General features: G+C 63.5%; 13 protein-coding genes and 1 pseudogene. 7 read left to right on the top strand and 7 right to left on the bottom strand.

Features of this window, described 5'->3' with window-relative positions; all coding sequences use genetic code 11:
• The first annotated feature begins 12 nt into the window (after nt 1-12).
• Entirely contained in the window at nt 13-879 is an 867-nt protein-coding gene (locus tag IVB18_RS24245; RefSeq protein WP_247991422.1) for an ornithine carbamoyltransferase, read from the top strand.
• 176 nt (nt 880-1,055) lie between these two features.
• A complete protein-coding gene (locus IVB18_RS24240) occupies nt 1,056-1,823 on the top strand; it encodes an outer membrane beta-barrel protein (protein WP_247991421.1) in 768 nt (255 codons plus the stop codon).
• Between the two features lie 159 nt (nt 1,824-1,982).
• Here the strand turns inward: IVB18_RS24240 and IVB18_RS24235 are convergent.
• From IVB18_RS24235 to IVB18_RS24220, 4 genes and pseudogenes are all read right to left on the bottom strand, one after another.
• Nucleotides 1,983-2,231 (bottom strand): annotated as a pseudogene (locus IVB18_RS24235) (N-acetyl-gamma-glutamyl-phosphate reductase); the annotation flags it as partial.
• Nucleotides 2,232-2,512: 281 nt separating this feature from the next.
• Entirely contained in the window at nt 2,513-3,562 is a 1,050-nt protein-coding gene (gene argC, locus IVB18_RS24230) for an N-acetyl-gamma-glutamyl-phosphate reductase (RefSeq protein ID WP_247991420.1), read from the bottom strand.
• The gene (locus IVB18_RS24225) at nt 3,562-4,245 is read right to left on the bottom strand and encodes an FMN-binding negative transcriptional regulator (RefSeq protein ID WP_247991419.1); all 684 of its coding nucleotides are present in this window, start codon (nt 4,243-4,245) and stop codon (nt 3,562-3,564) included. Before IVB18_RS24225 ends, argC begins: the two co-directional genes overlap by 1 nt.
• A gap of 225 nt (nt 4,246-4,470) precedes the next feature.
• Nucleotides 4,471-5,001, bottom strand: coding sequence for a DedA family protein (locus tag IVB18_RS24220; protein WP_247991418.1), 531 nt, complete (start codon nt 4,999-5,001; stop codon nt 4,471-4,473).
• Between the two features lie 269 nt (nt 5,002-5,270).
• On the opposite strand from IVB18_RS24220, the gene parE reads away from it, so the two are divergent.
• Entirely contained in the window at nt 5,271-7,316 is a 2,046-nt protein-coding gene (parE, locus tag IVB18_RS24215) for a DNA topoisomerase IV subunit B (RefSeq protein WP_247991417.1), read from the top strand.
• 440 nt (nt 7,317-7,756) lie between these two features.
• Nucleotides 7,757-8,539, top strand: a complete 783-nt coding sequence (locus tag IVB18_RS24210) for a porin family protein (RefSeq protein ID WP_247991416.1) — start codon at nt 7,757-7,759, stop codon at nt 8,537-8,539.
• A gap of 109 nt (nt 8,540-8,648) precedes the next feature.
• Here the strand turns inward: IVB18_RS24210 and IVB18_RS24205 are convergent, their stop codons facing one another.
• Entirely contained in the window at nt 8,649-9,143 is a 495-nt protein-coding gene (locus tag IVB18_RS24205; protein WP_247991415.1) for a hypothetical protein, read from the bottom strand.
• A gap of 140 nt (nt 9,144-9,283) precedes the next feature.
• On the opposite strand from IVB18_RS24205, the gene IVB18_RS24200 reads away from it, so the two are divergent.
• Nucleotides 9,284-9,469, top strand: a complete 186-nt coding sequence (locus IVB18_RS24200; RefSeq protein WP_247991414.1) for a hypothetical protein — start codon at nt 9,284-9,286, stop codon at nt 9,467-9,469.
• A gap of 32 nt (nt 9,470-9,501) precedes the next feature.
• Complete coding sequence (locus IVB18_RS24195; RefSeq protein WP_247991413.1) at nt 9,502-10,272, top strand: glucose 1-dehydrogenase; 771 nt, start codon at nt 9,502-9,504, stop codon at nt 10,270-10,272.
• A gap of 100 nt (nt 10,273-10,372) precedes the next feature.
• Here IVB18_RS24195 and IVB18_RS24190 read toward each other — a convergent pair whose 3' ends face one another.
• Both IVB18_RS24190 and IVB18_RS24185 read right to left on the bottom strand, forming a co-directional pair.
• Nucleotides 10,373-11,140, bottom strand: coding sequence for an outer membrane beta-barrel protein (locus tag IVB18_RS24190; RefSeq protein WP_247991412.1), 768 nt, complete (start codon nt 11,138-11,140; stop codon nt 10,373-10,375).
• A gap of 171 nt (nt 11,141-11,311) precedes the next feature.
• A complete protein-coding gene (locus tag IVB18_RS24185) occupies nt 11,312-12,571 on the bottom strand; it encodes an FAD-dependent oxidoreductase (protein WP_247991411.1) in 1,260 nt (419 codons plus the stop codon).
• A 115-nt stretch (nt 12,572-12,686) separates the two neighbouring features.
• Here IVB18_RS24185 and IVB18_RS24180 point away from each other — a divergent pair, with 115 nt between their 5' ends.
• Entirely contained in the window at nt 12,687-12,971 is a 285-nt protein-coding gene (locus IVB18_RS24180) for a hypothetical protein (protein WP_247991410.1), read from the top strand.
• Nucleotides 12,972-13,011 lie beyond the last annotated feature (40 nt).

Here is a 13,011-nt window from a genome sequence, read left to right as displayed (position 1 = left end):
CGCGCGGTAGCAATGCCTAACGAAGCCGAGCGGGACTTTCTCCAGTTCCACGACCTGGGCGCGGACGCGATCCTGTCCATCATCGCGCGCGCGCAGATCCTGGCGGAGGCGTGGAACGACCGCGACATGCCGCAGAGTCTCGCCGGCAAGCGCGTGGCTCTTATCGTCGACGACGGTGGATGGAGGAATACGACGGCCTTCGAGCTCGGCATCCAGGCGATGGGCGGCGTCTGCGCACGCCCGCCTGCAAGATTCGGCGCCGGCGAAGCGACGGCCGATCTGGCGAAATACCTCGACAACTGGTTCGACGTCCTTGTCGTGCGTACCAGAGAGTTGTCGGCCCTGCGAGAGCTCGCATCAAGCGCCGATGCGCCCGTCATCAATGCGAGAACGCGATCAAATCACCCCTGCGAAACGCTTGGCGACCTCGCTTATATCAGGAGCAAGAGGGCCAGGCTCGACGGCCTGAAAATCGTCGCCTTGTCTCCCGCCGCCAACATCGTCCGGTCATGGATTGAAGCCTCCATCGCGCTGCCGCTCCAGGTGACCCAGATCTATCCGGAAGACTGGCATGTCCGGGAGATCGCGAGTCCGAACTTCACCGCCAGCACCGGCCTGGACGCCCTGTTCGACGCGGACGTAATTGTCACGGACTGCTGGCCCGACGGCGCAAGCGGGGATCGACTTCTAGGATACCAGGTATCGGCATCGCTGCTCGAGCGGTGCCGCCCCGACGTCATTTTCCTGCCCTGCCCGCCCGTCACCCGAGGCCAGGAGGTCAGCGCCGACGCGATGTCGCATCCCGCCTGCCAGAGCCCGCGCGCGAAAGCCTATCTCCTGCACGCGCAGAACGCTTTGCTCGAATGGATCGTCGCGTAGCTCCTTCAGCGCCGGTGAATTGCAGCGAGGGGTTGAGACACCCGAAAGCTACCTCGCGGATGCTGGTGTTGCCGAAGGATGACAGTGCGGCAAAATCCACCAGCGCACGGCATAGCTGATATTCTTTGTCACGCATCCAGAGGTATAACATCGCAATTGATTGATTCGGGACAAACATGAACTGGAAGATTGCATCCGCGCTCGGCGCGATCTCGTTCACAGCCGTCGCTAGCCAGGCCAATGCAGCCGATCTGGCCGCCCGCCCCTACAGCAAGGCGCCGCCGATGATCGCCGCGGTCTACAATTGGAGCGGCTTCTACGTCGGTGCCAATGGCGGCTATGGTTCGTCGCGCAAGTGCTGGGACCAGACGGTTGGTTTCGCCCCCGGCGTCGCGGAGGGGTGTCATGATGCGACGGGCGCCGTCGCCGGCGGCCAGATCGGTTATCGCTGGCAGACCGGCGCCTTCGTGTTCGGCCTCGAAGCGCAGGGCGACTGGGCGGACCTTTCCGGCCGGAATGCCAGCACCGTGTTGGGCGTCGCGAACCGCACCCGCGTCGACGCCTTCGGCCTCTTCACCGGCCAGGTCGGCTACGCCTGGAACAACGCACTGCTTTACGTGAAGGGCGGCGCCGCCGTCACCCGCGATCGCTACCGCGGCATCGGTACGGGCGGTCTGGCCGGGGCCGAGTTCGATGGTGCCGACGAGACCCGCTGGGGCGGCACGATCGGCGTCGGCTTCGAATACGGCTTTGCGCCGAACTGGTCGGTCGGCCTCGAATACGACCATCTGTTCATGGGCCGGCGCGACGTTACCCTCACGGCCAACGGCGTGCTGGCACCCGTTGGCACGTTCTCACGTACCGACCGCATCGGTCAGGACGTCGATCTGATCACGGCCCGCATCAACTACAAATTCGGCGGCCCGGTCGTCGCGAAATACTGAGCGGCCACGGCTCTCCTGAACGTCATGCCCGGGCTCGTCCCGGGCATTCACGTTTTTCCTCGATGGCAGCGACGCGTGGATGCCGGGACATAGGCGAGCGCAACCGACGCCGTCCTTCGGACGGCTATGCCCGGCCATGACGCGCGGCGAGAGCTGCGGCTACGCCTCCGGCAATCCCAGCATCAACCGCATGTTCTGCACGGCCGCGCCCGAGGCGCCCTTGCCGAGATTGTCGAGCCGGGCGACCAGCACCGCCTGGTGATATTTGTCGCTGGCGAAGACGTAGAGCTCGAGCATGTTGGTCTCGTTCAGCGCCTCCGGCTCGAGCCGGCCGCCCTTGCTCGCCTCGTTCTGAAGCGGCATCACCGAGACGTATTTCGAGCCGGCATAGCGCTTGGCCAGAGCGGCCTTGCGAACAACGAGATGCATGTCGGCGGGAGTCGACCAAGCCGTCGAATCTCGGCCATATCAGGTGAGCCGTCGGTCGCGCGCACTGAAAAACATTCGGCGAGCATCATCGCCGAATGATGGCCAGCGCCACAGCTCAGTTCGAGGATCGAGCCACCGGGCGGCAGCAGGGTGAGAAAGCCCGGCAGCCGCGTCGAGGGAGCCTTCGCCCAGCCGGGCACAGGCCTCGGCATGGCCGCGGTAGAATTGCAAGGTCGCTTCGTCCACCGCGGTACCCCGTGTCATGGAAACAGAGCGATCTGCTCCAGCCCCGCCGTCTCGGGCAGCCCGAACATCAGGTTCATGTTCTGGATCGCCTGCCCGGCCGACCCCTTCACCAGATTGTCGAGCGTGGAAATCACGATCGCGCGGTTCTTGATGCGGTCGGCGACGACGCCGATCTGCACATAGTTGGAGCCGCGCACATTCTGGGTCTGCGGCAGCACGCCCTTCCTGGCGACATGCACGAAGGGCTCGTCGGCATAAGCCTGCTCCAGCGCGGTTCGCAGATCGTCGGGCGTCGCGCCGTTGAGCTTGACGTAGGACGTGCAGAGTTCGCCGCGCGCCATCGGAATAAGATGCGGCGTGAAGTTGATCGTCACCGCGGAACCGGCGGCGACGCCGATCTCCTGCTCGATCTCGGGCGCGTGCCGGTGGGTGCCGACCGAATAGGGCGACAACCCCTCGCCCGCCTCGCTGAACAACGTGTTCTGTTTCAGCCCGCGGCCGGCGCCGGTGACGCCCGATTTCGCGTCGATGACGATGTCGTCGACGTCGATCAATTTGGCTTTCGCAAGCGGCACCAACGCGAGCAGCGCCGCCGTGGGATAGCAGCCGGGACAGGCGACCAGCCGGGCCGACGTGATCTTCTCGCGATAGAATTCGGTCAGGCCATAGATCGCTTCGCCCTGCAGTTCGAGCGCCCGGTGCTCATGGCCGTACCATTGCGCATAGGTGTTCTTGTCCCGCAGCCTGAAATCGGCGGACATGTCGAGGACCTTGATTTTGGGATTTGCCTTGAGGACCGCGGCGATGATTTCCTGCGTGGTGCCGTGCGGCAGTCCGCAGAACACCGCATCGAGCGTGCCCCAGTCGACCTTTTCCCATTCCACGAGTTTCGGTAGGCCCAGCATGAAGAAATGCGGAAACACATCGCCCATCGACTTGCCGGCGTGGGTGTTGGCCGTGAGCGCGATGATCTCGGCATTCGGATGCCGCGCCAACAGGCGCACCGCATCGGCGCCGGTGTAACCGGAGGCGCCCAAGATACCGATTTTCTTCTTCGTGCTCATCACACGTTCCTTTCCAAGGTAACCGCTGCGTTGTTCTCTGTCGTTTCCGTCGCGAATAATTGTGGGCGCGCGACTCTCATCAGTTGCGCGATCTGCTGCGAGCCCGCGGCGGTTTGCGAGGCAAGCGCGCCTGCGATCGCCGTATAGTCAGCGTCGGACTTGTGCTGGTTGAGCTTGAAGCTGCCTTCGACCTCCTCAACCGTCATGACCAGACCCACGATCCCCTTCTTCAACGTCTCGAGCCGGCCGGCCGTCATCTTGGTCGACGTCCACGGCTTCTTCGGCAGCAGCCAGTTCTCGAACTTGTCGCTGAGCGTGTCGATCTGCTTGGCCAGTTCGTCGTCCGACAAGAGCCGCACCGGTCCGGTCAAATGCACCGACTGATAGAGCCAGGTCGGCACCTGATCCGGCGAGACGTACCAGTCCGGCGATACATAGGCGTCCGGGCCGTTGACGGCGAGCAGCCAGGACGTCGTCCCGTCCGCAAGCTTTACCAGCGGATTGTGACGGGCGACATGAAAGGCGACCTGCGGCGTGCCGTCATCGGCATAGGTGAGATAGAACGGCAGCGCCGAGGCGACCGGCTTCTGGCCGTCGAAGACACACATGGTGCCGAAACCGCGCGCGTCGGCGAATTTCAGGCTCGCGGCGCGGTCCTGCTTGAAAAAGGGGGGCGTGTACATCGTGGTCTCCTGCTGGGCCTCCTTGGGGGGCCGCCGGATCAGATCGCGCTGACAGGAGAGAGAGTGCCGCGGATCGGATCCAGCGGCAAAGACGATGATCTCAAACGCGATCGACCGCCCAAACCGCTAAGCTGCGGCGGCGGCGACGGGCGAACAGAATGGTCGCGGCGTTGATCATGGCGCGGGGCTATAAGGCCAAGCGCGGTTCCCGTCAAGGTTCAGACGTCAGACGAAGCGCCAGATCCATTCCATGACCTTCGCGATCACGTCGCCGAACAGCAACAGCGCCGCCGACCAGACCAGCGCCGAGACGAAATTGGCGGCCTGAAAACTCCAATAGGGCATCTCGAAGATGCCGGCCGCGAGCGGCACCGAGGCGCGCAACGGGCCGAAGAAACGGCCGATGAAGATGCTGGGCACGCCCCAGCTTCGCACAAAGGCCTCGCCTCTGGGGAGGAGTTCCGGATAGCGCGAGAGCGGCCACATCTGCGCGACCTGCTCCTTGTAGCGATAGCCGAACCAGTAGGAGACCCAGTCGCCGAGGGCGGCCCCGATGCCGCCGGCAATCCAGACCGGATAGAAGCTGATGCCGCTCACCCCGATCAGGGCGCCGATCGCCACCAGCGCGCCCCAGGCCGGGATCAGCAAGGAGATGAAGGCAAGCGACTCGCCGAACGCCAGCACAAACACGATCGGACCTGCCCAAACCTGATGAGCGCGCACGAAGTCGGCCAGCGCGTGCGCATACTGCTCCATCCCAGATAGCCTTCCCGCCCCGACCAAGTCCTAACGATGAAAATGACTGGTAAGCCAGGGACTTGTGTGACATCAAGTCACAAAGCCCGGCTGAGCTGGATCTGGACGTCAAATTGCCGGGAACTGGAGGGCCTGCGGCATAAAATCGCCGGGATTGGCTTCCAACCAAACCGCCCGGCCCGCCCTGCGGTGACCTTTTCAAGCCAGCCGTGGCATAGTCACGCCAACCGATTCGCCGCCTCCGCGGCTCTCAAAGCGCATCAATATATATGTCCAAGCAATTGAAATCCAAAGCAAAAGACGACCTGTTCGACGGCAACGAGACGAAGCCCCGCGCGCCCGCCAAGGCGGCCACGCGCACGAGCGGCGCTGAAGCCGACTACACCGCGGCCGACATCGAGGTGCTGGAAGGTCTGGAACCGGTCCGGCGCCGGCCCGGCATGTATATCGGCGGCACCGACGAGAAGGCGCTGCATCACCTCTTCGCCGAAGTCATCGACAACGCGATGGACGAGGCACTGGCCGGGCATGCGACCTTCATCGAGGTCGACCTCGGCACGGACGGTTTTCTGACCGTCACAGACAACGGCCGCGGCATCCCGGTCGATCCGCATCCAAAATTTCCGAAGAAGTCGGCGCTCGAAGTCATCATGTGCACGCTGCACTCGGGCGGCAAGTTCGATTCCAAGGTCTACGAGACCTCGGGCGGCCTGCATGGCGTCGGCATCTCCGTGGTGAACGCCCTCTCCTCGCGCCTCGAGGTCGAGGTCGCGCGTGGCCAGCAACTCTACCGCATGAATTTCGAGCGCGGCCATCCGAAGGGCAAGCTCGAGGAACTCGGCAAGATCAACAACCGCCGCGGCACGCGCGTGCGCTTCAAGCCGGACACCGACATTTTCGGCGCCAAGGCCGCGTTCAAGCCGCAGCGCCTGTTCAAGATGACGCGCTCCAAGGCGTATCTGTTCGGCGGCGTCGAGATCCGCTGGAATTGCGCGGCCGAGCTCTTGAAGGGCATCGAGGACGTGCCGGCGGAAGCGACGTTCCACTTCCCGGGCGGCCTGAAGGATTATCTCGCCGCGGCGATCCACGCCGACACACTGGTGCACCCCGACATCTTCTCCGGCAAGTCCGGCCGCAATGGTGCGCATGGCGCCTGCGAATGGGCTGTCGCCTGGACCGCGGATGCCGACGGTTTTCTCTCGTCCTACACCAACACCGTGCCGACGCCCGATGGCGGCACGCACGAATCCGGCCTGCGCAGCGCTCTGCTGCGCGGCCTGAAGGATCACGCCGAGCGCGTCGGCCAGGGCAAGCGCGCGGCCTCCGTCACCTCGGAAGACGTCATGGTCGGCGCGGCCGTGATGCTGTCCGTGTTCGTGCGCGAGCCGGAATTCCAGGGCCAGACCAAGGATCGTCTCGCCACCGCGGAGGCACAGCGCATCGTCGAACAGGCGATGAAGGATCCGTTCGACCACTGGCTCTCGGGTAATCCGAACCAGGCCAACAGGCTGCTCGACTTCGTGATCGATCGCGCCGAGGAGCGGCTGCGGCGCCGCCAGGAAAAGGAGACGGCGCGCAAGACCGCCGGCAAAAAGCTGCGCCTGCCCGGCAAGCTTGCCGACTGCACCGATGCCGGCACCGAAGGCTCCGAGCTCTTCATCGTCGAGGGTGACTCGGCCGGCGGCAGCGCCAAGCAGGCGCGCGATCGCAAGACCCAGGCCGTGCTGCCGCTGCGCGGCAAGATCCTCAACGTCGCCTCCGCCGGCAAGGACAAGCTGACAGCGAACGCCCAGCTCTCCGATCTCGTGCAGGCGATCGGCTGCGGCACGCTCGCGCAATATCGCGAAGAGGATCTGCGCTATCAGCGCATCATCATCATGACCGACGCCGATGTCGACGGCGCCCACATCGCTTCCCTCCTCATCACCTTCTTCTATAGGCAGATGCCGCGCCTGATCGACGAGGGGCACCTCTTCCTTGCGGTGCCGCCGCTCTACAAGCTGACCCATGGCACCAAGTCGATCTACGCTCGCGACGACGCGCACAAGGAGGCGCTGATCAAGAGCGAGTTCAACGCCAACGCCAAGGTCGAGGTCAATCGCTTCAAAGGCCTCGGCGAGATGATGCCGGCGCAGCTCAAGGAAACCACCATGGATCCGGCCCGGCGGACCATGCTGAAGGTGGTTCTGCTCGCCGACGACCGCGACACCACGGCGGATTCGGTGGAGCGCCTGATGGGCACCAAGGCCGAGGCGCGCTTCGCGTTCATCTCGGACAAGGCCGAGTTTGCCAATGAGGAGCTGCTGGACGTCTAAAGCAGCAATCTCCCCTCAAAAGCCCCGGCTCCACAGTCCGGGGCTTTTTCATTTGTAGTTTCGATCCCGCCCTTTCCCCTGAATTCGCGAGGCGAGCGAGCAGCTAGCTCCCGAGCAGAATCGCGCGCAACGGGCGACTCGGCCAACGACTCACCCCGCCAAGGATGAGGCAGGATTGCCTCCATTTCAGACAAAGCCGAATTTGCTAACGAGAAGTTACCTCGGCCCAAGATCTAGAGATCTACGTAACACACTGAAAACATGCTATTTTTCTTGAATAAGACGTCCCCCCTTCAAATCGCAACTGGCCGGCGTTTTCCGGCGACTGTGCCTGTCCGGCAACAGCATTCCAGCGGAAAATGTCTATAGTCCAAGCATCAGATGAAACGAACTTCAGTGCGCTCGCGCCTGCCGGACAGACGAAAGTTGGGGATTTTGACATGAAGAAGATTTTGCTCGCTCTGACCGCGGTTGCGGCGATGACCGGTTCGGCCTCGGCGGCCGACCTTGGCCCCCGCCCCTACGTGAAGGCTCCGGCGCCCGCGCCGGTCGCCAACTGGACCGGCTTCTACATCTTCGGCGGTGGCGGCGGTGGCCTGTCGAACGCCGATCAGAGCGTTGTGGATACGGCCACCGGCACGCCGTTGACGATCACGCAGCGACAGGGTGGCTCGGGCTGGTTCGGCACCGTCGGCGCTGGTTACGATTGGCAGTTCAGCGGAACTTGGGTCGCAGGTGTGTTTGCTGACGGTCAGTTCGGCAGCATCCGTTCCACCATCCAGGATCCGATTTTCGACATCACCGGCAGCCAGAAGCTGGAAACCTCCTGGGCCGCTGGCGTTCGCCTCGGTTGGCTGGTTGCTCCGAACGTTCTCTCCTACGTCAACGGCGGTTACTCCGGCGCTCACTTCGGCCAGACGAACTTCACGGACCTCGCGGGCGCGCCCGTCGGCGTCCATCTCGCCAGCTACAACCGCAACGGCTGGTTTGTCGGCGGTGGCGTCGAGAACAGCCTGAACATCTTCGGTATCACCTCACCGGGCTGGTTCATGAAGACCGAGTACCGTTCGGCCTTCTACGATACCAAGACTCGGGACGAGCTGTTCGATGTCGGTAATGTCCCGACCGGAAACAGCATCCGCGCCAACAGCTGGAACCAGACGATCTCGACTTCGCTGGTCTACCGCTTCAACTGGACCGGTCCGGTCGTCGCGAAGTACTGATCTGGTCTCACGGCCAAACGTCAAAGCCCCGGCATCGTCCGGGGCTTTTTCGTTGTGGGACCTCTCAGCGCCTGACGCTCGCCTTCAGCGCCCTGTAAGCCCCGGCGAGCTACGCTTCGATCGCCACCCAATCAGCATCTGTGATGATCGCACCCCGCGCGTCGCGAACTGCCATAGCTTCTGCCCGGGCGATGCCGAACTGCCTGATTCCCGCGTCATCCGGACTTTTGCCGTAGGTCATCGCCGTCACGCGCGCGATGGTGAGGCCGTAGTCACGTGGCCCCACCGCTTCACGGCGTGCCTGCCACCAGTCGAGCTCGAGGTGGGCCGACCGCGTCGGCTGGAACGCCTTGGCAGCCTCGGCCGCGCTGAGGGCGATATGGAGGCTCCTTAGCGGCGAAAAGCCGAACTGCGTCCGCGTCGATTCGTAGAGATGGTAGAACAGCGCGGCATAGCGCTTGTCGTAATAGTCGCGCCACATGGCTGTCTCCAGCCGCGCCATCTCCGCCGGATCGAAGGCGCGCAGATCCGCATGGCGTGGAACTGCGGCATAGGCCGCAACCAGCATTGCCGCGATCGCAACACCCTGGATGATCCTGCGCACGGACATGCATCCTCGCTGCGGCCCTGCATCCGGAGCCATTGTATCCGAACCGAAGCTACGGCTAGTCTGGCCCCAAGTTTTCGTGCTTGTGGCGGTTCATGCCGCGGGCTGCGACAGAAGCGGACCAATGGGAGGAATGCATGCGCAGATTTCTGCTGATCGCAGGCCTGTTTGCCCTCGCCGTCGGACTGCTCTGGATCGGACAGGGCACGGGCACCGTCGCCTGGCCACGGTCGAGCTTCATGGTCAACCAGCTGCAATGGGCCGGCTATGGCGCAGCCATGGCCGGCTTCGGGCTGGTGCTGATCTGGCAGAGCAAGCAATAGAAGAAACCAGGGCAAGAAAAGGTAGTGAAAGCATGACATCCAGCCGGTTCGATCTCCGCGGCAAGGTCGCGGTCGTGACGGGAGGCAATGGCGGCATCGGGCTCGGCATGGCCCGCGGCCTTGCCGACGCCGGCGCCGACATCGCCGTGGTGGGACGCAACGAAACGAAGTCCGCCGTGGCCGTGGCAGATCTCAAGCAGCGCGGCGTGAAGGCGATTGCCGTCACCACCGACGTGACCGACAAGGCGGCGGTTGCCGCGATGGTCGAGCGCGTTGCAAAGGATCTCGGCCGCATCGATATCCTCATCAACAATGCCGGCATGAGCATCCGCAAGCCGCCGCACGAGCTCGAGCTCGACGAGTGGAACAAGGTCATCGCAACCAACCTCACCAGCGCTTTCCTGTGCTCGAAGGCGGCCTATCCCGCGCTGAAGGCATCCGGCAACGGCAAGGTGATCAATATCGGCTCGATGATGTCGATCTTCGGTGCAAGCTTCGCGACGGCCTATGCGGCGAGCAAGGGCGGCATCGTGCAGTACACGCGCGCCTGCGCTAATGCCTGGGCGCCTGACAACATCCAGGTCAATGCTATCCTGCCCGGCTGGATCGACACAGATCTCACCCGCGGTGCGCGGAAGCAGGTCGCAGGCTTGCACGAGCGCGTGCTGGCGCGCACGCCCGCGGGGCGTTGGGGCGACATCGACGATTTTGCCGGCATCGCGGTGTTCCTCGCCTCGCCCGCCTCGAACTTCGTCACGGGCACCGCGATCCCCGTCGACGGCGGGTTCTCCGTCATGGCGTGAGCCTGTCCCGCACGCAAAAAAGAAGCCCCGGACGCTGCCGGGGCTTTTTAATTGGTGGTGGTGATTTTCTTTTTTGGTGATCGGTCGTTTGTTGACGTGCTCAGTAGCGCGCGATGACCGGCGCGTCGAACTTGTAGCTGGCGCGCACGACGGCCCACTGGATGTCGCGCGGCTTGGCATCGAACGTGTAATTGCCCGAGGTACCGCCGAGCTGATAGGTCTGGCTGCCGAAGGCGGCGTAGTTGTATTCGAGGCCGACGATCCAGTTGCGGGTGATGCCGTATTCCCAGCCGGCGCCGACGGTCCAGCCGTTGGCCCAGTGGGTCTGACCGCCCGAGCCCGTTGCCACTCCGACCGTGTCGGTGACCGAGAGACGGTTGTTCACGCCGGCGTAGCCGCCCTTGATGTAGAAGAGGTTGTTCTGCACGGCAAAGCCGGCACGACCGACGACGGTCGCGAGAACGTTCGCACGCCAGGTGAAGACGTCGTCACCGGCACCGAACGCGGTGTTCACGACCGTGCCCTTGTTGTCGAGACCTGAGATCGTGCCTTCCATGCCGAACACGTAGTTGTTGGCCTGCCAGTTGTAGCCGATCTGAGCGCCGCCCATGATGCCCGACTTGCGCTGACGGTAGCCTTGGCCCGGAACCAGATCGCCGAACGGCGCGCCGGTCCCGTTGTTGATGAACTGCTCGTTGGTCCAGGCGCCACCGATGTGGCCGCCGACATAGAAGCCGGTCCAGTTGAACAGCGGCTCGGCATAGGCGGGCGCCTTCGTGTAGCGCGCACCGAGATCGGCGGCGGAGGCAACGCCGGTCGAAACCAGAGCGGTCGTGCAGGCGAAGGCGGCAATGAATTTGTTACGCATGGTACACCCCGTGTCCTTTGATGGGTGCACGCTCACAGACAGTTCTTACTAAAATTGGAATCAAGAAAGTTAAGGCGCCGGATTCGCGAATGGCGGTCTTTGAATCCGTTTGCGCTGTTGCACGCATGCAACGCGCAGCATGCGATTTAACCCCTACCAAGCTCTTCCGCGCTACGATGACGGCGCGGCCTTCGAATGCACGTGCTCGGGCCGCACGCCCAGCGCAATAAAGCGCGCCGGAATTCCCTGAAGCCACGGCAGCGCGGTGATGAGGCGCACGACCAGCGGCACCTTCAGCGGCCGGTTGCCGGGCTGCAAGGCGCCGCTGATGATGTTGTTCTGCACGACGGCCTGCATCGCCTGCGTCATCTTCACCGGGAACTCGCGGCGCCGGCGCACCGCATCGAGCTCATCCTCGGATGGACAACCGTGCTGCATCTTGTCCGCAAGCAGATTGGCGGTCGCGACCGCATCCTGCACGGCGAGATTGACGCCGACGCCGCCGACGGGCGACATCGCATGCGCGGCATCGCCGATACAGAGCAGGCCCGGCCGCGTCCAGCGCGTCAGGCGGTTGATGGCGACGGTGAGAAGCTTGATGTCGTCAAAGCTCTTCACGTCGCCAACTCCCGATCGGAGGATCGGCGCCATCCGCACGACGTCGTCGAGCAGCGCCTGAAATCCCCTCGCCTTCACCGCATCGTATTGTCCCTTGGCGATGACATAGGCGCACTGCCAGTAGTCGCCGCGGTCAAAGGTGATCATCATCTTGCCGGGCTCGACGCGCGCGAACACGTTTTCCGTCTCGTCGGGATTGCGGCCGGCGCGGAACCATAGCACGTCCATCGGCGCGCCGATCTCCTCGACCTCGAGGCCCGCGCGCTCGCGCATGGTCGAATGCCGGCCGTCGCAGGCAATGGTGAGATCGGCTTCGATGTCGACGATGCCCTCCGGCGTCTTCGCACGCACGCCGGCAATCGTCTCGCCGCGGCGGATCAGGTCGACGGCCTCCGTGTTCATCATCACCTTGAGCGAGGCGAAGCGCTGGCCCGCCTCGCGCAGGAAATTCAGAAAGTCCCATTGCGGCATGAAGGCGATGAAGGGGTACTTCGTACGGAGCCGGCTGAGATCGGCGATGCGCACCGGCGTGCCGCCGAACAAACCGTCCATCGTCTGCAAGCGCTGGTGCGGCAGCTTCAGGAAGCCGTCGATCAGGCCGAGCTCATCCATGACTTGGAGCGTCGAGGGATGCACGGTATCGCCGCGAAAATCGCGGAAGAAATCAGCGTGCTTCTCCAGCACCACGACATCGATACCGGCCCGCCCCAGGAGATAGCCGAGCATCATGCCGGCAGGCCCGCCGCCGACGATGCAACACCGGACTTTCACGGAGTGACGCGCGATGCGCTCTGGTGTATTTGCTTCCACCATCCGATCCTCGCTTACGACTTTAGCTCGCTGTGCAGTGCAGCAAGCCCGAATTGGTTTGCCGCAATGCCGAATGGCCAGTAGCGTTACTGGTGATTGATTTCAGGATGATCTTGCGGTGCGCACCACACTGATAGTGCTCGGCATCTGGCTGCTAATCAACGTGCTTTTCGTCGTGATCATGCTCCCGCCGCGCAAGCCGCGGAGGCCGGATCCGCATGACACGGGCACGCTTGCGCCAGTACGGATCGACCACAACGGCTATCCGTTCGAAGAGCAGGAGAAGTTCCTGCTTCGTCACGTCATCATCTCGATCGCCATAGGAACATTTTTCTCGCTAGCGCCACCCTTGATGGAAGCGATCGACTCCGTGAAGCGCGTCATCAGGAAGCGACGCGACTAGCGGAGTTCCGCGTGGAACGGCGCCGCGCCGTCTGCATCAG

This window comes from Bradyrhizobium sp. 186, from assembly GCF_023101685.1.
Lineage (GTDB): Bacteria > Pseudomonadota > Alphaproteobacteria > Rhizobiales > Xanthobacteraceae > Bradyrhizobium.
This window is presented reverse-complemented; position numbering and strand designations above follow the sequence as displayed.

Coding starts and splice junctions, on each gene's coding strand:
- IVB18_RS24245 (WP_247991422.1), top strand. CDS start 13: ATGCCTAACGAAGCCGAGCGGGACTTTCTCCAGTTCCACGACCTGGGC.
- IVB18_RS24240 (WP_247991421.1), top strand. CDS start 1,056: ATGAACTGGAAGATTGCATCCGCGCTCGGCGCGATCTCGTTCACAGCC.
- argC (WP_247991420.1), bottom strand. CDS start 3,562: ATGAGCACGAAGAAGAAAATCGGTATCTTGGGCGCCTCCGGTTACACC.
- IVB18_RS24225 (WP_247991419.1), bottom strand. CDS start 4,245: ATGTACACGCCCCCCTTTTTCAAGCAGGACCGCGCCGCGAGCCTGAAA.
- IVB18_RS24220 (WP_247991418.1), bottom strand. CDS start 5,001: ATGGAGCAGTATGCGCACGCGCTGGCCGACTTCGTGCGCGCTCATCAG.
- parE (WP_247991417.1), top strand. CDS start 5,271: ATGTCCAAGCAATTGAAATCCAAAGCAAAAGACGACCTGTTCGACGGC.
- IVB18_RS24210 (WP_247991416.1), top strand. CDS start 7,757: ATGAAGAAGATTTTGCTCGCTCTGACCGCGGTTGCGGCGATGACCGGT.
- IVB18_RS24200 (WP_247991414.1), top strand. CDS start 9,284: ATGCGCAGATTTCTGCTGATCGCAGGCCTGTTTGCCCTCGCCGTCGGA.
- IVB18_RS24195 (WP_247991413.1), top strand. CDS start 9,502: ATGACATCCAGCCGGTTCGATCTCCGCGGCAAGGTCGCGGTCGTGACG.
- IVB18_RS24190 (WP_247991412.1), bottom strand. CDS start 11,140: ATGCGTAACAAATTCATTGCCGCCTTCGCCTGCACGACCGCTCTGGTT.
- IVB18_RS24185 (WP_247991411.1), bottom strand. CDS start 12,571: ATGGTGGAAGCAAATACACCAGAGCGCATCGCGCGTCACTCCGTGAAA.